The organism is Paenibacillus hamazuiensis (assembly GCF_023276405.1).
GTDB classification, from domain to species: Bacteria; Bacillota; Bacilli; order Paenibacillales; family NBRC-103111; genus Paenibacillus_AF; species Paenibacillus_AF hamazuiensis.
The window spans coordinates 2,540,377-2,563,244 of the sequence record NZ_JALRMO010000001.1 but is presented as its reverse complement, the minus strand read 5'-3'; the positions used below and the strand labels follow the sequence as shown (position 1 = coordinate 2,563,244).

General features: G+C 50.1%; 23 protein-coding genes and 1 riboswitch. Of the genes, 16 read left to right on the top strand and 7 right to left on the bottom strand.

The genetic code is table 11. From position 1 onward, the window contains the following. Positions 1–79 precede the first annotated feature (79 nt). The 6 genes from MYS68_RS11360 (at position 80) to MYS68_RS11335 (ending at position 3,684) form a co-directional block, all read left to right on the top strand. Positions 80–409, top strand: a complete 330-nt coding sequence (locus MYS68_RS11360; RefSeq protein WP_248925949.1) for a hypothetical protein — start codon at positions 80–82, stop codon at positions 407–409. A 46-nt stretch (positions 410–455) separates the two neighbouring features. Further along, positions 456–788 carry a hypothetical protein gene (locus MYS68_RS11355; RefSeq protein ID WP_248925948.1) on the top strand — a complete coding sequence of 111 codons (333 nt, stop codon included), beginning with the start codon at positions 456–458 and terminating at the stop codon, positions 786–788. Positions 789–853: 65 nt separating this feature from the next. Then, positions 854–1,735: a GNAT family N-acetyltransferase gene (locus MYS68_RS11350; protein WP_248925947.1), complete on the top strand. Its 882-nt coding sequence runs from the start codon at positions 854–856 to the stop codon at positions 1,733–1,735. 92 nt (positions 1,736–1,827) lie between these two features. Beyond that, positions 1,828–2,178, top strand: a complete 351-nt coding sequence (locus MYS68_RS11345) for a hypothetical protein (RefSeq protein ID WP_248925946.1) — start codon at positions 1,828–1,830, stop codon at positions 2,176–2,178. A gap of 828 nt (positions 2,179–3,006) precedes the next feature. Beyond that, entirely contained in the window at positions 3,007–3,198 is a 192-nt protein-coding gene (locus MYS68_RS11340) for a Mur ligase family protein (RefSeq protein WP_275983457.1), read from the top strand. A 318-nt stretch (positions 3,199–3,516) separates the two neighbouring features. Further along, positions 3,517–3,684: a hypothetical protein gene (locus tag MYS68_RS11335; RefSeq protein ID WP_248925945.1), complete on the top strand. Its 168-nt coding sequence runs from the start codon at positions 3,517–3,519 to the stop codon at positions 3,682–3,684. 507 nt (positions 3,685–4,191) lie between these two features. Here MYS68_RS11335 and MYS68_RS11330 read toward each other — a convergent pair. Beyond that, entirely contained in the window at positions 4,192–5,442 is a 1,251-nt protein-coding gene (locus MYS68_RS11330; protein WP_248925944.1) for an IS110 family RNA-guided transposase, read from the bottom strand. 620 nt (positions 5,443–6,062) lie between these two features. On the opposite strand from MYS68_RS11330, the gene MYS68_RS11325 reads away from it, so the two are divergent. From MYS68_RS11325 to MYS68_RS11305, 5 genes are all read left to right on the top strand, one after another. After that, entirely contained in the window at positions 6,063–6,986 is a 924-nt protein-coding gene (locus MYS68_RS11325; protein ID WP_248925943.1) for an ArsR/SmtB family transcription factor, read from the top strand. A gap of 266 nt (positions 6,987–7,252) precedes the next feature. Continuing rightward, positions 7,253–8,545, top strand: a complete 1,293-nt coding sequence (locus MYS68_RS11320) for an ABC transporter substrate-binding protein (protein ID WP_248925942.1) — start codon at positions 7,253–7,255, stop codon at positions 8,543–8,545. Between the two features lie 78 nt (positions 8,546–8,623). Beyond that, complete coding sequence (locus MYS68_RS11315; protein ID WP_248925941.1) at positions 8,624–9,499, top strand: carbohydrate ABC transporter permease; 876 nt, start codon at positions 8,624–8,626, stop codon at positions 9,497–9,499. After that, a complete protein-coding gene (locus MYS68_RS11310) occupies positions 9,500–10,324 on the top strand; it encodes a carbohydrate ABC transporter permease (protein WP_248925940.1) in 825 nt (274 codons plus the stop codon). 17 nt (positions 10,325–10,341) lie between these two features. Then, entirely contained in the window at positions 10,342–12,105 is a 1,764-nt protein-coding gene (locus MYS68_RS11305; protein WP_248925939.1) for a glycoside hydrolase family 2 protein, read from the top strand. 157 nt (positions 12,106–12,262) lie between these two features. Here MYS68_RS11305 and MYS68_RS11300 read toward each other — a convergent pair whose 3' ends face one another. The 5 genes from MYS68_RS11300 to MYS68_RS11280 form a co-directional block, all read right to left on the bottom strand. After that, positions 12,263–12,880: a TVP38/TMEM64 family protein gene (locus tag MYS68_RS11300; RefSeq protein WP_248925938.1), complete on the bottom strand. Its 618-nt coding sequence runs from the start codon at positions 12,878–12,880 to the stop codon at positions 12,263–12,265. A gap of 339 nt (positions 12,881–13,219) precedes the next feature. Next, positions 13,220–14,053 carry an energy-coupling factor ABC transporter ATP-binding protein gene (locus tag MYS68_RS11295; RefSeq protein WP_248925937.1) on the bottom strand — a complete coding sequence of 278 codons (834 nt, stop codon included), beginning with the start codon at positions 14,051–14,053 and terminating at the stop codon, positions 13,220–13,222. Then, positions 14,050–14,853, bottom strand: a complete 804-nt coding sequence (gene cbiQ, locus MYS68_RS11290) for a cobalt ECF transporter T component CbiQ (protein WP_248925936.1) — start codon at positions 14,851–14,853, stop codon at positions 14,050–14,052. Before cbiQ ends, MYS68_RS11295 begins: the two co-directional genes overlap by 4 nt. Then, the gene (locus tag MYS68_RS11285; RefSeq protein ID WP_248925935.1) at positions 14,850–15,125 is read right to left on the bottom strand and encodes an energy-coupling factor ABC transporter substrate-binding protein; all 276 of its coding nucleotides are present in this window, start codon (positions 15,123–15,125) and stop codon (positions 14,850–14,852) included. Before MYS68_RS11285 ends, cbiQ begins: the two co-directional genes overlap by 4 nt. Beyond that, positions 15,122–15,889: an energy-coupling factor ABC transporter permease gene (locus MYS68_RS11280; RefSeq protein WP_248925934.1), complete on the bottom strand. Its 768-nt coding sequence runs from the start codon at positions 15,887–15,889 to the stop codon at positions 15,122–15,124. The genes MYS68_RS11285 and MYS68_RS11280 overlap by 4 nt, the downstream gene beginning before the upstream one ends. A 146-nt stretch (positions 15,890–16,035) precedes the next feature. Then, positions 16,036–16,224, bottom strand: a riboswitch (cobalamin riboswitch). 252 nt (positions 16,225–16,476) lie between these two features. Between MYS68_RS11280 and cyoA the strand changes: the two genes are divergently transcribed. Genes cyoA through cyoD form a run of 4 tightly spaced genes read left to right on the top strand, consistent with a single transcriptional unit; the run spans position 16,477 to position 20,440 of the window. Next, positions 16,477–17,511, top strand: coding sequence for a ubiquinol oxidase subunit II (gene cyoA, locus MYS68_RS11275; protein ID WP_248925933.1), 1,035 nt, complete (start codon positions 16,477–16,479; stop codon positions 17,509–17,511). Between the two features lie 13 nt (positions 17,512–17,524). After that, entirely contained in the window at positions 17,525–19,495 is a 1,971-nt protein-coding gene (locus MYS68_RS11270; RefSeq protein WP_248925932.1) for a cbb3-type cytochrome c oxidase subunit I, read from the top strand. After that, on the top strand, positions 19,495–20,115 hold the full coding sequence (gene cyoC / locus MYS68_RS11265) for a cytochrome o ubiquinol oxidase subunit III (protein WP_248930880.1): 621 nt from the start codon (positions 19,495–19,497) through the stop codon (positions 20,113–20,115). The genes MYS68_RS11270 and cyoC overlap by 1 nt, the downstream gene beginning before the upstream one ends. 1 nt (position 20,116) lies before the next feature. Then, the gene (gene cyoD / locus MYS68_RS11260; RefSeq protein ID WP_248925931.1) at positions 20,117–20,440 is read left to right on the top strand and encodes a cytochrome o ubiquinol oxidase subunit IV; all 324 of its coding nucleotides are present in this window, start codon (positions 20,117–20,119) and stop codon (positions 20,438–20,440) included. A gap of 66 nt (positions 20,441–20,506) precedes the next feature. Here cyoD and MYS68_RS11255 read toward each other — a convergent pair whose 3' ends face one another. Next, complete coding sequence (locus tag MYS68_RS11255; protein ID WP_248925930.1) at positions 20,507–21,706, bottom strand: methyl-accepting chemotaxis protein; 1,200 nt, start codon at positions 21,704–21,706, stop codon at positions 20,507–20,509. A 492-nt stretch (positions 21,707–22,198) separates the two neighbouring features. Here MYS68_RS11255 and MYS68_RS11250 point away from each other — a divergent pair, with 492 nt between their 5' ends. Further along, complete coding sequence (locus MYS68_RS11250; protein ID WP_248925929.1) at positions 22,199–22,738, top strand: hemerythrin domain-containing protein; 540 nt, start codon at positions 22,199–22,201, stop codon at positions 22,736–22,738. The last annotated feature ends 130 nt before the right edge of the window (positions 22,739–22,868 follow it).

The following is a 22,868-nucleotide window of genomic DNA, read 5'->3' as shown; positions in this document are numbered from 1 at the left end:
ACCCCGAATGGGGTACGATTTTAGCTTAACTTGCAGCTATAATGTGTCATAGCGGTTGATCTAATAAGGAGGCATACACATGAGTTGGACTGTTGAGAAAGCTAATGCGCAATTCGAGGTATTTAAGCAGCGCGCCGCGGAGGATGCCGAGTTTCGGGCGTTGGCGCTGGCGAACCCGACTCAGGCTGTTCGGGAGCTGACCGGGCTTGATTTGCCTGAGGGGATTGAGATTGTTATATCGGAGGATGAGAACGGAGAGATTCAGGCGAAGACGCTGATCAACTCCCCATCCGGCGATGTGGAGCGCGAGCTCGATGACGCGGAATTGGAGCAAGTCGCAGGAGGCACGTCGTTTTCGGCGTTTATTCTTTACGGTCCACCGTATCCGGAAGGAAGGAAGAAGAAATAAGTTCTGTATGAAATGATGAAATCAAGGCCGATGAGGAGGTATGTGCATGAGTTGGACGATCGAAAAAGCCGATGAGCAATTTGAATTAATAAGTAAGAGGGCAGCGGAGGATGCACAATTTCTGGCATTGCTGCTGGCCGAGCCAAAGCGGGCCATCCGGGAGTTTACCGGCATGGACTTGCCCGAGGGCATGGACATCGTATTTTCGATGGAAGAGAACGGTGAGCTTCGGGCGCAGACGAAGGTCGCAAAGCCTTCAACCGCTGCCGAGCGCGAGCTCGACGAAGCTGAATTGGAGCATGTAGCGGGCGGCACGACGTTCGCGTCATTTATCCAATATGAACCGGGTTTCCCACGGTATACGGATAAGAAAAGATAATACTTTTATGAATCGGAGCCGAGATCTACGTCTCGGCTTCTTTTTATTCGGAAAGGGAGAATGTCGTGTCCTTGCTTGAAATCATTACGCTCGCGCCGGAAACGGCGGATCCATATCTACCTTTTACGTTTCGTACCTATAGGGACTTGCTGATAAAGCCGAAAACGGAAGAGCAAGCAAACTTGATCGCGCTTGGAGCTTGCTTCTTAGGCAGGCCCGCCGGTCTGCTTCTTGTCCATCCCCCTGTGCTGGATGAACCCGCAAGGGTGCTCTCGGTATTTGTGGACGAACGATTCCGGAAGCTCGGCATCGCCTCCGCACTTATGCAGGAGCTTAAGGCGTGTCTGAGGAGGAAAAACTTGAAGCAAGCATGTGTGGAGTACTACGCATTGAATAAATTTGAAGGCTTGGAGCCGTTGCTTCTGAAATCAGGATGGAAAGCGCCCACGGTGTACAGCCGGTTCTACCGCTGTGACATCCTTACCGGCCGGGAAAGTCCATGGATCCACCGGTTCAAGCTGCCCGCCCGCTACCGGGTGATTCCATGGAGTGAGCTGAAACGGGACGAATTGACTGAAATGAATCAATTGCAGGAAGCGGGCTTCGACGCTTACTACATGCCGCTTCACAAAGAAGGTATCATCGAGCGCAGCTGCAGTTTGGTGCTGAAACTTGACGAAGAGATCGTAGGTTGGTCGATCATCGACCGGGAGCTGGCGGACACGCTGTTATACAGGGTGTTGTATATTCGTGAGAAATTTCGCGACCATGGACTGGGGCTTGCGCTAGCTGCCCAATCGGCACAAAGGGTGAGCAAAACGGATGCCTCGCATCTCGTAATTCAAATATTGGAAAACAATGTGCGGATGAGGAAGGTGGCTGACAGGCTGCTAGCCCCAATGCGCCCTGTCGTAACGGAGTATAAAACGGCGGTCATTGAACTTTGAAGCAAACTTTGTTCATGCCCCCCGATTGTCCACGATTCTCCTGCCATTATCCACGGGAATGAACATTTCTTTTTTTTCATATTATGAAACCTTTGCCAAAATCTATCGGTCTGCTGCTGGCGGCCGGTTTGCTGGCCGTGGCCGTCGTGCTGCACGCTTTGTGGGACTATCACGGAGCGCAGGGATTCTTGCGCTTCGCGTCGATGATTGTGGTCGGCGCAGCCGGCCTGCTGCTCCTGTACTCCCTCGTCCGCTCCGGAGCGAAGGAGGAGCGTCACGCCTTAGCGGCGCTGAACCCGCAGCGGCCCGGAGAGCCCGAGGCGGAGCCGTCCGCCGGTGAAAGGCGGCAGCTCGTATGCGCTGCTTGCGGCACGGAGTCGCCGCCGCACGCCCGCTACTGTGCCCGCTGCGGGCATGCTCTGCGGATCCGCTCCGAAGCATAGCGGCCCCAGGCCCCGGCCCTGTTGGTCCTGCCGGTTCGTATGATACGCATGAAATCAACTTGGAAAAATATGCCGAGCTCGTTGTGTCATTAAGTTCTTGTTGTCATGTCAATGGAAATTGTCGGGTGACAAGAACATCACCTCGTTATATTGCCGCGTAAATCGCGGCTTTCTTAATTTATAGGATAAAGTTCTTGTCAAATTTGAATGACAAGAACTTAATGACACTCCCGATGGATCGCTGCTACCGGATAAGGACGGCTGCTGTAATATTGGATATGTCAGCTGCTGATTGAGCTAACGGGCAGGTTAGTTCCAAAATGTGGTGTATTGGATTAAATGACATTTTCCAAGCGGAGGTGCCTATGAATCCTGCTTTTTACACCTATGTCCGATCGCTGGCCGGTCGGGACGTGACCGTTATCGGCGCCGGCGTCAGCAATTCGCCGCTGATCCGCATGCTGTGCTCGGCAGGGGCGCGTGTTATCCGTACGCGACCGCAATCCGGCCCTGCCCCGGAGGAGTGGGACAATCTACGCGTTGAGTTACGACTGGGGGAGAATTATCTGGATCGCATTGGGGGCGACGTGGGTTACGCACTCCGGGCATGCGTCGGACCATCCGGCGCTGGACTCGGCCCACGCTGGCGGCAGCCGTGACCGGTGAGTTGGAGGAGTTCTTTGCGCTATGTCCTTGTCCTATTTTCGGAGTGACCGGTTCGGACGGTAAGACCACCAACACGTCGTTGATTGCAGACATGCTGGCTGACGGGTGGCGTACGGTTCATTTGGGCGGCAACATTGGAACGCCACTTCGCGCGCGTGGGAGATGTCGCCACTGGATGTGTGCGCGATCGAGCTGTCTAGTTTCCAACTGATGGATATGACGCGCTCTCCCGATGTGGCGGTGATTACCAACCTTTCGCCCAATCACCTTGACTGGCACCGCGACATGGACGAATATACCGCCGCCAAGCGCCGCTTGCTGGATTTTAGAGTGAAAACGACTTTGCCGTCCTAAATGGCGACAATCCGGTGACCGCCGCACTGCGCGGGTGGGGGCGGACCCAGTATTTCGGCGGGCACACTGTCCGTGATGGCGTGATCGACGGTCTATTACCCATCAGTGACATTCGTTTGCCGGGTTGGTATAACGTAGAGAACGTTATGGCTGCCATAACCGCTGTGCGGGGAACCGTGCCAGATGAGGCAATCCTGGAGACGGTACGCAACTTCGTCGGAGTGGAGCACCGAAACCAGTGGGTGGCAACTGTGGGCGGCGTACATTATTACAACAATTCAATTGGGCGGGCGAGATAAGAAAGTACCGTTTGACGAGATGGCTAGGCTACTGCCTGATCGTGTCAAGGTACTGCTGTTGATCGGAGAAGCGGCCAGTCAAATCGAGGCAGCGGCGCGCAGATTGCCGAATTGCCCGCCTATTGTCCGCTGCGAAGGCCTGGCCGAGGCAGTGGCGCAGGTGCACAAGCTGGCCCGCACCGGGTGACACTGTGCTGCTGAGTCCTGCATGTACTGCGTTTGACCAATATCATAACTTTGAAGAGCGCGGTGTCACTTTGTTGAACTGGCCGGGGCGCTGCACCAGTCGGAGGAAAGTATTGAACAAGACATGGGCGTTTGCCGGGAAAAGCCGATTGCCCTGATGTATTTTCATATATAGATAGATTTTAAGAGGAACTGTTTGAAGTATGACTGAACCTGATTAAATTAGATGAATTTGAAACGAAAGCTGCTAAAGGGCAACGATTAACCGAGCGACGGGAAGGATAATTCAATTAATTGGGGAATTACCATAATTGTGGATTAAATAATATTAGAGCAGCGGTACGATGTCAAGCCCCTTTGTTAACATAACATTTTTCGCTCCGAACCTTTTTAGGAGGTGACCCGAAAAAAGGCAACACCAAATCAGACCCACCCTACCACTATATCAAATGGTAAATAATACCATGTCTAATAATGGAAATAGGTGGATTTTTCTAGGGATCTATGTCTAAGCTTCTTGTCGGATCACCTCCTGGGGTTCGTAGAGTCGGTTGGTTCGCAGCAGATGATCGACCAACCGCACCAACTTACGAGCTGTAAGCGCAAGGGCACGTTTTTCGGCGTATTTAGCCGGCTCCGCTTTCTTGTGGCTGTAATATTGCGCAAATATAGTGTCGTGCACCTGGACACTCTTTGCTGCTTCTGTGAAGTAATACTTCAAGTAGCGGTTGCCGGACTTAATAAGCCGAGATTCAACGCCTTTAAAGTTACCCGATTGGTTTTCTGTCCATGCAAGTCCGGCGTATTTGGCCAGTTTCATATGGCTAGGAAAGCGCCCAATGTCTCCGATCTCGGAGAGGATGCCCGCCGCGAAGATGGGGCCCATTCCGGGGACCGAAGTGAGGGTCTGCGGAATGGACGCCAAATGATCTTCAATCGCTTTTTGCAGTGATTTGGCTTGTTCCTGTAAAGATCGGATGATGCGAATGTTGGAAGCCATCGCAAAGTTGACAGCATCCGCCATGGCCTTTGGCAGGCGGTAGGAGGAGCGCGCCGCTTTTTGCAGCGCCAAAGCCACTTCCTCCGGGTTCTCAAACTGATTCCGGCCGCGCTCCATCACAAAGGCCATCAAGTCTTCGACGGACATGTGAATAATGTCTTCGACACTGGCAAATTCCTCGATGACAGCCAAGCTGGTCGCCGACGTCTTGTGCCGGAAAGGTCCGCTGGCATAACTGCTGAACTTTAAAAATAAGTTGGTCAGCAGGAAATTGGTCTCCCGTGTCAAAGTATGTACAACGTGGAAACGGGTTCTCGTCAGGCGCTGTAGGGCGGCCATGGACTCGCTCCACGTGTAGGCACGGGGTAGATGACCGGATCGGAGCTTCGCGGCGATGAACCAGGCGTCTACCCTGTCGTTTTTTGGGGCGTACAGAAAGTGAGCTTTCTTGAACTCCTTAATCAGACTCGGGTTGAAGACGTAGACGGCATGCTCATAAGGTTCGAAGGTCAGAACGCTTTGCAAGTAACGGGCCAGATGACTGGAAAAAGGGCCTGTAGCTTCGAGTCCGAAACGAATATGCGTCAACCCGTGCTTGCTCATCAGCGCCTTGATCCTCTCCTGAAAGATCATCACGCCGGGTTCATCATTGGTGACGGTAAACCGGCTCAGAGGTTTGTGGACATCACCTTCCGGCAGGCAACAGACTACGTTGTTCTTGCTGCTTACATCGATCCCGACAAATAAGATGCTGGGCATAGGGTACACCTCCTTTCGTAAGGGACTCGGTGTTTACGGTCCTGGGATGTCCTTGGGAAACTCTCCGCTAACAGCCTTGCGAGCTATAGGAATACACCGGGGCCCGTCGGTGCACTTTCCTTCCTCTGCTATGCGGAAGGGACGGGAACGCCCGGGAAACAGTCAGCGTGTAGGAAAATACGGAAGAGGCCAAGGGAACACTCTAAATTGGAAGAACCCGCATGAAAGCAAGGTCAACAGGGGGGCAAGGAACATTCCCGTCGGTAACACCTATTGGCTATTTTCCCAAAGACACCCCAGGATCGTAAAGCACCCAGTCGAATAAATTTGCTACGTTGGCTGTGAAAACATAAGCCTCCCGCGCCTTCGCTTGGGCTACGTCCACATCCACCATAGTAAAGTGATGCATTATTCAATTTTCAAGGAGCAGCATTTAAAAAAAGCACCTCAAGATCGGATATTATGTAAACCGATCATTGAGCTGCTCTTAGTATACAAGGGAGGGGTTAGTTTGCGCACAGATCAAGCCGTTTTTGTGGATCATGATGGAACCAAAGGTAGGACAGGTCACTTCATTCATCCTCGCTATTTTGAGTTATTCCCTGCAACCTTAGGTATCTATGCTTAATTTGGACATAAGTAAGCCGGATGAGCTGGCGAAAGTCGCTCACGCTTTGTCTTCCGAGGTTCGGATCAGCATCCTTCAATTACTGAATACGAGAAACATGAACATTATTGAGATCGCGGAATCGATCCAAATCCCGGTATCGACGGCCGCCTCTCATATTCGCATCTTGGAAAAGGCCGGTCTGATTTTGACCGAATTACAGCCCGGCATCCGGGGGGTTATGAAAGTATGCAGCAGAAGCTTTCATGACGTCCATATTAACTTGAATCCCGGCACTTTTTTGCAAAGCGGTAGGATGACCTACGAAATTGACATGCCAGTAGGGCAGTTTGTCGATTGCGAGGTGTACCCGACATGCGGGATGGCCAATGCCTTGCAAATGATTATTCCTGAGGATAGCCCCTCCAGTTTCTTTCATCCCAACCGGGCAACGGCACAGCTGATCTGGTTCCGCAAAGGATATGTTCAGTACAAATTTCCGCTTGGAGTATCCAACAAGTCCGGGATCGAATCGCTGCAATTCAGCCTGGAGCTTTGCTCGGAAGCTCCAAGCTATGATAACGACTGGCCGTCGGATATTACGGTATGGGTCAATGACTTGGAAATCGGAACGTGGACGTGTCCCGGGGATTTCGGAGACCGGAGAGGACAATTGAATCCGGCCTGGTGGTCCGAACACAACACGCAGTACGGAATGCTAAAAACGTGGAAAATCGATAAATCCAAGTCTTCTATTGACGATGTCCCTATTTCGACTGTTAACGTCGCGGATTTGAAGCTTTCGCAAGGCGATTTTATTACGTTCAAGATAGGGGTAAAATCGAATGCAGTCCATAAGGGCGGCATTAACTTGTTTGGCAAACAGTTCGGAGACTTTGATCAGGATATCAAAATGAAAGTATCCTACATAGAGTGAATACGGATGTTTTCAAGAGATTACCGCTGGTAGTCTCTTTTTTGCGCGGCGATACAAGTTGTCCATTCATTACAAAAATGTCGTATCAAATGATCCAACGACAGATGAAAATAAGCGGATAGCATCCGCATGGTTTCCCCGATACTCAGCTGATCGAAATGAGAATAGATGGCATTCTCTGACCTATCGTTACATAAATATTGTAATGAAACAAAGAACATGTTTCGGAAGCGAATGGAACACTATGATGAAGGGGAGTGTGTTCATTGAAGAAAGGGCTTTCATTGTTATTGTCGCTGATTCTTGTCATTAGTTTGCTTGCAGCTTGTACATCCGGCACAAAAACCGCGGAAGGGGACAATAAGCCGCCTTCCTCGAACGAAAAGGTTGAGCTGGTGTTCTGGTCTTTATTCAGTGGGGGCGACGGAGATTTTATGCAGCAGATGATCGATTCCTTTAACAAAGAAAATCCGAATATCCAGATCAAAAATGTGAAGCTGGAATGGGGAGAATATTACACCAAGCTAATTACCGGCGTATCATCCGGCAATGGGCCGGATATCGGCGTTTCCCATACGTCCAAACTTCCGGAGCTGATTAAACAAGGCGTCGTTAGCGAGCTGGATCCGATAGTCAAGGTAACGAACCAGGATTGGAGTACGTTTAATCAAAACATTTTGAGCGCTACCATGCTGAACGGCAAGCATTATGCCATTCCTATCGATACGCACCCCTTCGTCTTTTTTTATAACAAAACGATGCTGAAGCAAGCAGGCTTGCTGGATGACAAAGGTAAACCGATCATGACCCAATCTGCGCAAGGTTTTGTCGATTTCGCTGTGAAGCTGAAGTCCAGTTTGCAAAGCAACCAGATGGCATTCGCCTTCCCAAGCAAAGGAGACGATCCATATCGCCTTTGGTGGGCGCTTTATCATCAGCTCGGCGGGAAGGACGTGATAGCCGATGATTTGAAAACGCCTTCGATCGACATGGCAAAGGCGGTTCAAGCAGCCGATTATATTAAAGATTTGTACCACAAGCAGCAAGTCATCCCGCTGAATCTTGAAAATTTCACTAAATCGTTCCAGGCGGGCAATGCGGGATTTTTCATGTCGGGAGTATGGAACACCGGCACGATGGAGCAGACGAATGGACTGGAATTCGGCGTCATGCCGATCCCTAAATTTTTCGACAAGCAGGCTACGTGGGGAGATTCCCATACGCTGATCCTCCCGATTCAGAAGAAACCGGATCAAAATAGACAAAAAGCGGCACTCGCCTTTATGAACTATATTGCCGATCACGGTCATGTATGGGCTAAGGCCGGACATATCCCGGCGAAAGCCAAAATCGTCGACGATGCGGAGTTCAAGAAGCTGCCTTATCGAAGTGATTATGTTTCCGTGGCAGATACCGTTGCTTTCAACAAACCGTCGGCCTATAACTGGGCGCTCAAAACCGTTATCATCCGCAACTTGGATACGATCTGGAATAACAGCGTTCCGACTGAAGACGCCTTTAAGAAAATGCTGGAGGAAATGAAGGTGGTCATTAAGTAATCGACTGACGAAATCTTACGTCCGGAAGCTCGAAGGCTTCCTTCGGGCTTCTTTTGGATCTTGTGAGAGAGGTGCGCAATGAAGAGCAAGAAACTGATAGGGGATGTAAAGGCTGTTCCGTTTCTTCTTCCTTTTTTTGTCGTCTATGCATGGTTTACGGTCTATCCTATGTTGAAAGGCTTGCAGATGAGCCTCTATCAATGGACGCTGATTAGACAGATGGATTATATAGGATTTGCCAACTATTCGGCTATGTTCAAAGACCGGCAGTTTTGGGAGGCATTATGGAACACTACCCTGTTCGTGTTGTTATCGACTCCAGGGATGGTTGTACTGGCTTTAGTTTTGGCGCTTTTCGCCAACATGAGAACGAGGTTCCGGACATTTCTCCGCAGCAGCTTCTTTTTGCCTAGCATTTTATCGGTCTCCGTTATCTCTTTCTTGGCCATCTTTATGCTGCAGCCTTACACGGGTTTTGTGAATTCTCTGCTTCATCTGATGGGGAGTAAGGCGGAGCCGTTTTGGCTGGCAGACAGAAATCTCGCGTGGGTATCCATTATAGGCGTAACGTTATGGTGGACGGTCGGCTTCAATATGATTCTGTACCTGGCTTCCTTGCAGGAAATCCCGGATTATTTGTACGAGGCGGGAACAATTGACGGAGCGACGGACGGTCAGTTGTTCTGGAATGTGACGCTGCCTCTCCTTGCGCCGATCACCCGGGTCATTTTACTTCTGCAAATCATTGCCTCCTACAAGGTGTTCTCGCAAATTTGGCTTATTACCAGAGGGGGGCCCGGGACGAAAACAAGGCCTATCATCCAATACATATATGAAACCGGCTTTAAAAATAACGATTTGGGCTATGCAGCTACGATGTCTTACGCGTTGTTTGTCATATTGCTCGTGCTCTCCTTTATCCAACTCAAGCTAAGGCCAAAGGAGGAGGTTTAGGTGAAATCGGTCTCTTTGCTGCAGCGAATATTGCTAGTGGTTGCCTTGAGCCTTGCCGTATGCTTTCTAATCCCGGTGATTTGGATGCTGTTCGTCTCCGTTAAGACGGAGGGTACGCCGATCAAAACATTAATAGATTGGTTTCTTCCTCCTTATACCTTCGACAATTACGCCAACGTGCTTGCCAAAACGCCGATACTCCGGTGGATGGGCAATAGCTTGTTTATCGCGCTTATCAAAACGGTACTGACCGTTCTATTCACTTCTTTGGCCGCTTTCGCGATCTCGAAATTGGATTTTCGTTACAAACATGCAATCTTTCTGTTTTTTATCGCCGGCTTGATGATCCCCGGAGAAGCGACGATCATTCCGTTATATGCCGTGGTGAAAGAAATGGACTTGCTGGACAGCTACCTTGGCATTATTTTACCGGGAATCGCTGCGCCGCTCGGGGTTATTATTCTAAAAAGCTTCTTCGACGGCGTCCCCAAGGAGCTTGTGGAAAGCGCAAAAATGGACGGGGGCGGATCCTTCAAAATTTACAGTCATATCGCCCTTCCTCTGGCCAAGCCGGCGCTGTCTTCCATTGCCATCTTCACCTTCATCGGTTCGTGGAACAATTTCCTGTGGCCTTATTTATCCATCACAAGCGAGGAGCTATATACGCTGCCAGTCGGTATTCCTACGCTGCTATCGAATTATACAGTGGATTATGTAACCCCCATGACGGTTAACGCTATCGCTTCCATCCCCGTCATCATTGCGTTCTTGCTGTTTGAGAAACAAATTGTCAAAGGGATCAGCTTCAGCGGAATTAAAGGATAAGAGGAGGCGTTATTGACATGAGTAAAGAGAACAAGGCTGTACGGCAGGAATACCCGAGACCGCAGTTTGTCCGAGCGGATTGGATGAATTTGAACGGGGAGTGGGATTTCCGTTTTGACGACGGCAACCTGGGCGAGCAACAGCAATGGTTTAACGGGGCTGCGATGGATCGTACGATTATCGTTCCTTTCAGCTATGAGAGCAAAGCAAGCGGTATCGGGGAAGAGGCGCATCATAGCAACATATGGTATCAGAAGAAAGTAACGCTTTCTGAGAGGTATAAGGACAAGAGAACGGTCCTCCATTTCCAGGCGGCGGATTACCGGACTAAAGTATGGGTTAACGGCAGGTTTATCGGCCTGCATGAAGGAGGGTATGCCGCCTTTTCGTTCGACATTACGCAGGCGCTGGGTGATTATGCGAACGAACAGACGATCGTGGTAAAAATCGAAGACAGCCTGAGCTGCTTCCAGCCGAGGGGCAAGCAACGATGGAGGGATGAAAACTACGGCTGCTGGTATACTCAAACGACAGGCATTTGGCAGACCGCATGGCTGGAATTCGTTAACGACACGAGCATTAGGGATGTGAAAATAACGCCGGACATCGATACCCTCTCGGTCCACTTCCAATATCGAATTAACGGTTCGGCAGGACCTCGTCTTCGCGTCGAAACCGCTATTTCGTTCCAGGGGAAGCCCGTGAAGCATGTATCCGCCGTCGCCGACCGAGAAACGATCAGCTTGAGCCTCGACATAACAAGCGACATTCACGAGTGGAGGGTCATGCTGTGGCAGCCGGGTCAGCCGAACCTGTATGACGTGGAGTTTGTTTTGTACGACGGCGACAAGCCGGTCGATCGGGTTACCTCGTATTTCGGCATGCGGAAAATATCGATCGAGAACGGGTTCATCTATTTGAACAACCGGCCGTTGTATCAGCGATTGCTGCTTGATCAAGGTTATTGGCCTGAAAGCCTTCTGACGCCTCCGTCCGAAGAAGCGATCATCGAGGACATCGACAAGACCCTCGAGATGGGCTTCAATGGCGTGAGGAAGCATCAGAAAATCGAAGACCCGAGATTTCTGTATTGGTGCGATCGGAAAGGACTGCTCGTCTGGTCAGAGATGGCGGCTACCTATGAGTATTCCGATGAAGCGGTGCGCAGCTTTACACAGGAATGGGCGGATATCGTCCGCCAGCACTACAATCATCCGTGCATAATCACGTGGGTCCCTTTCAATGAGTCGTGGGGAATTCCTCAAGTATTTACGGACCGTAAACAGCAGGCATTTACGGAGGCGATTTATCATTTGACGAAGTCGCTCGATGCGACAAGGCCGGTCGTCGTGAACGACGGATGGGAGCACACGGTTTCGGACATTCTTACTCTACACGATTACGAGGAGTTTGGAGAGAAGTTCGCTTCCCGTTACCGGGACAAGGAGCCGATCGTACGTAACGAGCGCTCCTTCAGCAAGCATAGACTGGCTTTTGCCGGGGGGTATGAATACAAGGGACAGCCGATTATCATCAGTGAGTACGGGGGTATTGCCTTCAAGGGCGGAAAAGGCTGGGGTTACGGCAGTATGGTGCAGTCGGAGGAAGAATTTTTGCGGCGGTATCGAGAAATTACGCAAGCGATCAAAGACGTGCCTTATGTTTGCGGTTACTGCTACACGCAGACGACCGATGTGCAGCAGGAAATTAACGGTTTGCTCACGGAATACCGGCAGCCGAAGATAGATTTGAAAAAAATCAGGGATATCAATTTGGCGTAAAATTCGTGGGGAGAAAGACTTGGTGCATGGCTCCGGGTCTTTTTTTTGTCGTTTTTCTTGGAGCAAATTAACAACTGACAAGAACTTTATATCATTCCCGACGGACACTGCCGGGTTACGACAGTTCAACACCAAAAATTGGCCCGAAGCAAAGCTGCTAAAGCAGCCGCTTCTTGAGCCAGACGCGGTAGACGACGTAGACGGACGCCAAAAAAAGAACATACACGCCGACGGACAAAACGAGCTTGCTGGTGCCGGCAAACAGATTGCTGCCGATGAACGCAAACAGGAGCATGGCAGGAATTTTGCCCAGTGCGGACGCGACGGCGAATGTAACGACCGGAATGGAAGTAATGGCAGGAATGACATTAACGACAGCCTGAGGGATAACCGGGATCAATCGAGCCAATAAAATAGTCAGGAACGGATTTTTTTCAATAGCGGCTTGGAGCTTTTCCAGCTTCTCGTACTTGGACAAGTAAGCACGGCCTTGCTTTTGAAACAAGTAACGTGCCAGCCAAAAAACAATGACAGACGCGACAGAAGCAGCGGTCCAACTGATCAAAGCGCCCAGCAAAGGACCGTACATAAACCCGAGCATGCCGATAACTATTTTGTAAGGAATGACCGGTACGATAATAAAACCGAGAGCAGCCGCAAAAATAAGCAGAACGGGCGCATCCCCATACTGCATCCAATGCAAAATTTCATCCTTGAATATATAGACAATGAGTAGGAGCACGATATACATGCCGATGGTGTACCATTTCTTCATTTGGAAGGGTGTCTCCTTGGTCCGAGTCTTTCTTCTGGCCGTGTTGATCATACTTAGTGTAACATAAAAACATTCTACATTGGTGTACATTGTCCGCTTGAAGAGTTATCGGCCAACTGGCCGGAAGCGGCAGCCTTCAGCGAGGAAACGGGGTCGACGTCCCAATCGCTCGCTCAGCTGGCCTTGGATTTGAACAGAGCCATAGCCGCATTCAAATTGCAATAAACAAGAGGTTCGCAGATAAAAAAACGGAGCGTTTAACGGAAGAAATAAATCCGTCGACGCTCCGTTTTGTACTGTACAGTGATTTGATTGATGACGCAGAATTTATGTTGAGTCTTATTGCATTTTTTCCATGAGCAGCTTAAACTCGGCTAAGCTTCGCGGAGGCAATGCCTCCATACGTACTGTTTTGGGCAGAGCCTTCCATAATTCAAGCAGTAAGGGAAGCTCCATACCGAGAGAAAGAATCTGTTCCTCCCTGGCAAACACCTCAGACGGAGGTCCTTCCGCCAAACATTTCCCTTGATCCATGACGAAGACCCAATCAGCCCACGAATAGGCCAAATTCATATCATGCGTAGCCATCACGATTGTAATGCCATTTGCATGAATGCGGTTCAATTCTTCCACCAATTTATGCTCGGAAACACGATCCAGGTAAGCTGTGGGCTCGTCCAGCAAGAGAAGCTCAGGTTCCAGAGCCAGAACTCCTGCGAGGGCGACACGCTTTTTTTGACCCAGACTTAAGTGATGGATAGGCGTGCCCGCCAAATGCCCGAGGTTCATGCTTGCAAGCATATTTTGCGTACGTACGCTTATTTCTTGTTCCGGCATTCCGGCATTGCGGAGACCGTACGAAACATCTTCAAAAGGCGTATTCAAAATGAGCTGGTGTTCAGGGTCCTGAAATACCAATCCGATTTGTTGTCTGAGCTGTTTCAGACCTGCGGGATGATAAACGATAGGGGAGCCGTTCCACAATAGCTCCCCGCTGACAGGTCTGTGAATGCCGACAGCGTGGAGGAAAAAGGTGGATTTTCCGCAGCCGTTGTGTCCGCAAATGGCGATCTTCTTTCCAGCCGGTATGCACATGGTCAGGCCGCAGAGAGCTTCATGTTCACTGCCCGGATAGCTAAAGCTTACGCTACGCGCTTCCAGAATCGATTTCATACCGTTTCCCTCCATCGGAACCATATTTCAATAAGCACCAGGATCACGATACCTATGCGGCCTTCCCAGTTATAGCGGGGCGGCATCGGCTTCGCGGCATACGGTGCCATCTGAATTTCCTCCGTAAATCCCCTTGCGGTGAGTCCGTATGATAGTCCCTTGTAACGGTGCATCGTTTTATCGAACAGTCTTACGATCAAGACGGACATGTCAGTAAGCTTGCTTCGAAAGTTTGCATGCCCTCCGCGCGTTAATTGAGCTTTGTACATGGTAGAGGCGGTATCCAGAAGCAAAAAGAGGAACCGGTACATGATCAGCATCAATTCCAGGACTAAAGAGGGCATGCGCAGCTTTTTCAAAACTTGAAACAGCTCCGTAGTCGGGATCGTAAGCGTTACGAAAGTGAGACAGGATAAACAAGCCGCAACACGAGCGAAAAGATGGCCCGCCTTCCAAATTCCAGTTTCGGTGACACTGACCGCCCAATGGGCAATGACGAATAGAATCGACTTCGAAGCCATGGGAAGAGCTTCACCGAGCGGCTCAATCTCGAGGATGATGGCCGGCAGACTAGCCGCATAAAACAAACATGGTACACCTATCAATACGAAATAATATTTGACAGGGATACGGGCGTATATGACCGTCCATATACACATCCAGCTCATAATGGCGAATTGTACGAAAGGATGCGATAGGTAGGAGAGGATAAACAACAAAGCTGCGAATGTACACTTCCACAAGGGAGACACATTTCTTAGCTTATTCTTGTATGAAAGTGTGTCAATTATCTTGATCATTGGGCTTTGGATTTGCCTTTAAACCATCCAATCACATAACCGATAAAGCCGGCTCCAATAGCTGCCTGCAGCGCGAACAACATGCTTTCGGTTTCGGAAGGAAGCTCAAACAGCGATGAAAACCATGGCCGGTAGGAGGGGCTAAGCTCGGCGATCGCTTGCTCCGCGGCATCGTCTGCTCCGCCAAAGTCACCATTGACGAAGAGCAGGGGGAGAACAGCGAGCAGGATCACAGCCAGTAACATCAATATATTTTTGCTTCGATTTGTCATGATTGATTTGCTCCTTTCATTTTACGCTGCAGTACGGACAGCTCCTCCGAGCTGTAGGTTTGCAGCCAGTTCCAAATCAATACGGTCAGAATACCTTCACTTATCGCTAAAGGGATTTGAGTTAGTGCAAATATGCCGCCGAACTTAACAAAAGAGACCAGGATCCCGCCGCTCTCCGCCGGAAACGCTAATGCCATTTGGATGGAAGTGACGACATAGGTGGATAAATCGGCCGATGCGGCAGCCGTAAAAATAGCCAGCTTCTGCTTCCCCGTCGACTTCATCATTCCTTTATAAACGGTATAGCCAATGATCGGTCCAATGACAGCCATCGAGAAAGCGTTGGCCCCCAATGTGGTTAAGCCACCGTGCGCGAGCAGCAAAGCCTGGAATAACAAGACGATGGAGCCAAGCACGCTCATAGGCAGCGCCCCAAACATAACCGCTCCGAGACCGGTCCCGGTCGGATGCGAGCTGCTGCCTGTAACCGACGGGATCTTAAGCGCCGAAAGGACGAATGTAAACGCGCCGGCTAAGCCCAGCATAATTTTCAACTCGGGTGTTTCCTTTGTTATTCTGATCAACGCCCGCAGCCCCAATATAAAGAACGGCAAGAACAAAACCCACCAAAAAATTGCCCAACCCAAGGGAAGAAAACCCTCCATAATATGCATGGCATAAGCGGACTGAGGTTCATTTACGGCAAAGTACAGGGTAAACCCTAGAATTAATAATAAGGTGCTCGCTGTTTTTTGGACTTTCATTTGCATTTCCTCCTGTAACTAAAATGGATCGAACAACAAAAAAACCAACCCAAGATTGGATTGGTTACGGAGTACGCTTCAATAGACGGCTATGAAGAAAAATAGTCGGCACATGGTTTCGTACACCTCTCCTTTCCGCGAAGGCTTGTGGGTGTTTAAATTAGGTAGGTCTCCTGGCTCTCGGTTCTTCGTTTTCTCTCGTCTTCCCCGTATGATTACGAGTGACTTCGCCTGAGAGTAACTCCCCGATTACAGTGGCGGGACCGCTCGGGATTTGCACCCGATTCCCTGTTACCCCTTGTCTTCACAAGGGCACCTAATTTAGCAGTGTATGCAATTCATAAGTTTCAAATAACAACTATTCGATATGAATCGGTTATTTCCTTCTTAGTAGCATAAATTCTTTTAAAGATAACACCGGATTCGATAAACTGGCTTCGAGGCAGACAATAGCGTATACAAACTATTTTAGAAATAAAGTTGAAATATGTTATATTTTTCAAATTATTACGGACACTATACATGTTAATGACATCCCTGAGGCTAAATAAGTGAATGCTCAGTACTGCTTAGGAGATGAGGGACTTATGAAAATTGCGAATATGCTGCGAGGCTTTACCGCGCTTGGCGTCGTCGCGGGCATTTTCACGCTAACCACGGGCTGCGAGTCGATGATCGTCTTCGATCCGAAGGGGCCAATTGGCGCCCAGCAGCGTGATTTGATCAATTTCACGATACTGCTCTGTCTTATTATATTGGTCCCGGTTCTGCTTCTTACGGCCTGGATTGTATGGCGCTTCCGCGACAAGAAGAACAACAATGCGCCCTACCAGCCCATATGGTCTCACAGTACTAAACTGGAGATTATTTGGTGGGGTATCCCGATTCTCGTCATTTTGGTCCTGGCCATTGCGACGGCGCGTTATACGTACGCGCTTGATCCGGCTAAACCGCTCGAATCTGAGAAGAAACCCGTCACGATCCAGGTGACGTCTTTAAACTGGAAATGGCTGTTTCAGTATCCGGAGCAAGGTATCGCAACCGTCAACTACCTGGTCATTCCGGAACGTACACCGATTAAGTTCGAGCTCACCTCGGATGGTCCGATGAACTCGTTTTGGGTGCCGCAGCTTGGCGGGATGATTTACACGATGTCCGGCATGTCGACGACGCTTTATCTTCAAGCGGACGAGCCGGGTAATTATATGGGCACCGGAGCCAATTTTACAGGCCGCGAATTCGCGAAAATGGGTTTTACCGCGAAGGCCGTTACCCAGGCGGATTTCGATAAATGGGTAACGGAAGCCAAGGGGAGCGGAAACGCGCTGACGGACGAAGGCTATCAAAAGCTTGCGCTGCCCGGAATCTCGGACCGCATTACATACGCTTCGATTCCGTCCGGCTTGTTCGAGAAAATTGTCCACGAGTACTCCATGAGCCGCGGAGCGCCTCCGGGGATTACCCGGAAGGCGCAAACTCTCAGCGGCGAGAAGGCGGCGGAGCATACCGAGGGCGGACAGCTTCCACCCGGCAATAATGCGCAGAAGGATGTCCATGACATGGGCAATTCCGGCCAATCCAATCATCACATGGACGGCATGCATATGAATCATGGCAAATGAGAGGATGACTTCCGTGATTGACCAAATAAAAGATTTTGCTTCGTGGTTTTTCGTCACCGGCGACCCGCTGATTTACGGAGCGGACGTCGCCATCGTTCTGACGATGGCAGCCATCGTCATAGTGCTGACATATTTCAAGAAATGGGGCTGGCTTTGGCGCGAGTGGTTGACGACCGTCGATCATAAACGAGTCGGAATTATGTACATTATCGCTTCGCTCCTCATGCTGTTCCGCGGCGGCGTCGACGCGCTGATGATGCGGACGCAGCTCGCTTTTCCCGATATGAAGTTTTTGTCGCCGGAACACTATAACGAGGTGTTCACGACTCACGGTGTCATCATGATCTTGTTCATGGCAATGCCGCTCATGTTCGGCTTATTCAACATCGCGGTACCGCTGCAAATCGGCGCGCGTGACGTCGCTTTTCCGTTCCTGAATTCGCTCAGCTTCTGGCTGTTTTTCTTCGGTGCGATGCTGTTCAATATGTCGTTCGTTATCGGTGGATCGGCGAATGCCGGCTGGCTGTCGTATCCGCCGCTCTCGGAATTGACGGGCAGCCCCGGCGTAGGGGAGGATTTCTACATCTGGGGTGTGCAGATTTCCGGGATCGGATCGTTGATGACGGGAATCAACTTCATAGTGACCATCGTCAAAATGCGTGCGCCCGGAATGACTTGGTCGAAAGTGCCGATGTTTACATGGTCGGTGCTCTCAAGCTGCATTGCGATCATCGTCGCGTTCCCCGTGCTGACCGTCACGCTGGCGCTTCTGTTTCTGGACCGTTTTTTGGGAGCGCATTTCTTCACGATGGACGGCGGCGGCAACGCCATGATGTACGTTAACCTGATCTGGATGTGGGGGCACCCGGAAGTTTACATCGTCGTGCTGCCCGCTTTCGGGATTTTCTCGGAGATCGTGGCGACCTTCTCGAAGAAACGTTTGTTCGGCTACGGTTCCATGGTGTTTGCGATGATAAGCATCAGCCTCATGGCGTACTTTACATGGCTCCATCATTTTTTTACGATGGGATCCGGTGCGGATGTCAATCTCTTCTTCGCGATTACAACCATGATCATTGCGATTCCGACGGGAGTCAAAATTTTCAACTGGCTGTTCACGATGTATCGCGGCCGGATTACGATTACAACACCGATGCTTTGGACGATCGGATTCATTCCCTGCTTTGTCATCGGCGGTATGACCGGTGTCATGCTCTCTGTCGCGCCTGCGGATTTTCAGTTCCATAACAGCTATTTCCTGATCGCCCACTTTCACCAGGTGCTGATCGGCGGCGTTGCCTTCGGCTACTTCGCGGGCTTGAGTTACTGGTGGCCGAAAATGTTTGGCTTCAAGCTAAATGAAACGATCGGAAAATGGGCGTTCTGGACTTGGAACATCGGTTTTTATGTGTGCTTTATGCCTCAATATGTAGTTGGTCTTGACGGCATGACCCGCCGCGTGAGCTCCTACGGCTGGGATACCGGCTGGTGGGCGCTGAACTTTATATCGACGATCGGCGGCTTCCTGATGGGACTCGGCTTCCTGTTCCAGGTTTGGCAAATCGCTCACAGCATCAAGTTTATGGAAAAGGACACCACCGGAGATCCATGGGGCGCACGCACGCTGGAATGGTCAATTCCGTCGCCTGCGCCGATGTACAATTTTGCGATGACGCCGATCGTCACAGACCGCGACGACTGGTGGGAAGAGAAGGAGCGTATCGCCGCAGGTAAGGCACCGAAGGCGAAGCCGGAGCTCGAACCGATTCATATGCCGAAAAATTCGCCGCTCCCGTTTATACAATCCATCTGCTGGTTTATTGTTGGCTTCGGTCTCGTGTTTCACTGGCTCTGGATTGCGATTCCCGGTTTCATCGGCGTCGCTGCGACGATGCTGGCGCACTCGTTCAACTACGACACCGATTATTATATTCCTGTGGATGAAATCAAACGCATGGAAGCTGAAGCAAGGGGGGGCGTATGATGGCGCAAACCCACAATCGTTCGCAGGCACTCGCCCATGCGGGGGGCCATGAAGGCCATCACGATCTGGAAGAGCTTCGCAAGTTCGGATTTTGGATTTTTCTGATTACCGACTGTATTTTGTTCTCCGCTCTGTTCGCAACATATCTCGTTCTTCATGAGAATACGGCAGGGGGGCCGGGGGCGAAAGAGCTCTTCGAAATGCCCGGCGTCATTGCCGAAACGTTCATCCTGCTGACCAGCAGTTTCACAAGCGGTCTGGCAGTTCTCGCCATGAATGCGGGCAATCGAAAAGGGTTGATCTTCTGGCTTATCGTTACAGTTCTGCTCGGTGCCTGCTTTATCGGAATGGAAGTGACCGAATTTTCGAAGCTCGTAAGTGAAGGACATACGATTTATTCCAGTGCATTTTTATCCGGTTTCTTTACGCTTGTCGGTACTCACGGCCTGCATGTATCACTGGGTATCTGCTGGATAACCGCGCTCATCATCCAGCTTACCCGGCGCGGCATTACGCCGGTCACTCGGCGCAAGGTGCATATTACAAGCTTGTACTGGCACTTTTTGGACGCCGTCTGGATTTTCGTTTTCACGTTCGTCTACTTGATGGGGGTGATGTGACATGGCGCACAATGGCTCTGGCTCTGTTGACCACGGTGGGCACGGCTCGCTCAAGGAATATGTTCTCGGATTCACGCTTTCCATCGTCCTGACCATTATTCCGATTCTCGCGGTTTTGAACGGATGGTTCGGGAAAACGGCGACGATCATCGTCCTGCTCGGCACAGCGGTTCTGCAGTTTGCAGTGCAGCTGCTGTTCTTCATGCACTTGCGGGAAGAGAAGGGGCCTCGCTATAATCTGATGACGCTGATTCTCGGCCTGGTCATCGTTGTCGTGGTCGTGTACGGCTCCATCTGGATTATGGAAAATAATCCGATGTACTGAAATAGAGATGATAAAAAGACCGTCATGAGGAGGCTTTCGGTTTCCCATGACGGTCGAATTTTTTTTTTACTTCACTCTAAAAAATTCAATTTGTCTCATCAAAGAGGTGGATTGTTCTCTCAATACATCCGTAGAGGCGGAGATTTCCTCCATTACATCGGTCTGTTCTTGCGTCGAGATCACTACTCCTTTGGCTCCCGAACAAATTTTCGATGCGATGTCAGCGACTTCCCGGGCTTCGCGGAAGGCCGTTTGTACTTGTTCGGTCTGGTTCGCAGCTGTGAAGGCGATATGGTCCACGGATTGCGCTACTTGCCCGGCTTCCCCGATAATCGTTCGAAGAGCGACAACAGCTGCTTGGCCATGGGCCGATTCCCGATCGGCGGCTTCAAATTGCTCGGTAATTTTATTCACCGTCTTCTTTACTTCCGTCTGAATTTCTTCTATAAGCCGATTGATGTTGTGAACCGCTTGCGAACTTTGTCCGGCAAGCTTCTTCACTTCTCCAGCCACGACCGCAAAGCCTTGTCCGTGATCGCCGGCTCTCGCGGCTTCAACGGAAGCGTTTAATGCCAATAGATGAGTCTGATCGGCAAGTTCGCCGACAACCCCTGAAATTTCACCGATTTCCTTCGCTTTGCCTTCCAAACTTCGAACGACGTAAAGGGAGTCCCGACCGAAGCCAGCAAGCTTCTGTATGCCATCGACTAAAGATTCAATCTCTTTTGCGTTGTGATCGATCGTTGCGGCCATTTGTATTGATAACTGCCGGGCAGTATCGGCTTTTTCATTGATATTCTCCGTCGCTTTCACGATTTGTTCGACGGAGGCGAACATCGTTTCCGAGAATTCGGATTGCCGTTCGGCTCCTTTGGATATTTCTTCTATTGTGGATGTAATCCGTTTTGCGTGAGATGCGGCGCGTGCGATCGCAATTCTCAATTCTTCCACGTGCGTATCCGTCGTTTTGAAGTTTGTAGATATTCCGACAATGATCGTTCTTAGATTGTCAATCATCTTGGAGAACGAGAGGCCGAGCGCTCTCATTTCATCATCGGGCTTCGGCGGGACGATCTTAACTTGCAAATTTCCGGCTGAAGCGTCGTTGGCTGCTCTCGTAAGGTACAGCAACGGTTCGACGAACCATTTTGCCGCGAACCATCCTAAAAATCCAGTCCAGAATACGCCAAGGGAAAGGATCGCCCCTATGAATAGCCACTCGGGGATGTAATTTTTGAATACATCCTGCAAAGCAAAAATAAACAAAGCGCTTGTTCCGTACGTTACAGCGGAAACCCCCGTGATTCCCAGCACCATTTTCTTTACAATACCGAATTTTGTTTTTGTCAACTTTGTCGTCTCCATTCCGACCGAACGATCTGATAATTAAGATAGCAAAAAGGATCGGGCACGGATGTGATATTTCTCACACCGAAGCCTTTGGAGATCCCTATGGTGAGCAGGATCACACCCGAAGCCGTTTCCCTCGATTACAATATGATTAACGAAATTCATCGGAGGTGTATGACCATGACTTATTCAAAACGAAGTTATTCCGAAAATCGCGCGGCCGGTGCTACGGCGGCCTTATACGAACAAATCGGTGGAGCGGACACGATCAACCGGCTTGATAGTTACCCCGGTTACCTTATTCAAGTTGGGGCAGCACCCTCTGCGTATTGCTCCTTATCGTCCCAGCGGTGGTCGGAAGGGATTCAGGGGAAAGACATATACTTTACCCAATGGGAGTGACGAAAAATGAGAATAACTTATCAATCGCTGCCCGAATCCGGTGCTGCGCATTTGACGGAGTTATCCCTATCGCTGGATCGTTTGAAGCAGGAGCATGACGAATTGATGCAAGTGCTGGTTGAATTGGAAAACAAGGCGAAGCAGGTTGAGCAGGAAGATGATACCGATACGGCGATCCGTTTGCTTTTGCATTTGAGGCTTTGGACACACGCGTTTAAGGAAGAATTGGAACGGCATTCAAACTGGGAGGAGAAGGAACTGTTTCCTTTCCTGAACCGTTATTTTAGACGACAGTCGGCTCCTTCTATAATTGCATCGTTTTGGACGATGGAAAAGGATCATGAACTAGCAGCCGACTATTTGCAGTCTTTTTTAAGAGCGGTTCACATGGCCCGCAGGGATACGGAGATTGAGCGGCTCCATCAAACCGCGTTGTACTTGATCCATGCGTGCCGGATTTTGAAAGAGCATCTCGAAAAAGAAGAGCGGCTTATTTTTCCGATGACGGAAGAAGTTCTGACCGATATGGATTATTTATTTTCCTAGAGCAGTACAACAGTAAACAGAGGAACGATAAGCTACAGAGCTGCCCGGTGCGGTTTCACGACGGGTGTGAGGAGGATCACAGCAGATACTTTGTGAAAAAAGTAACATAACATTAGAAAAGAAAAAGGGA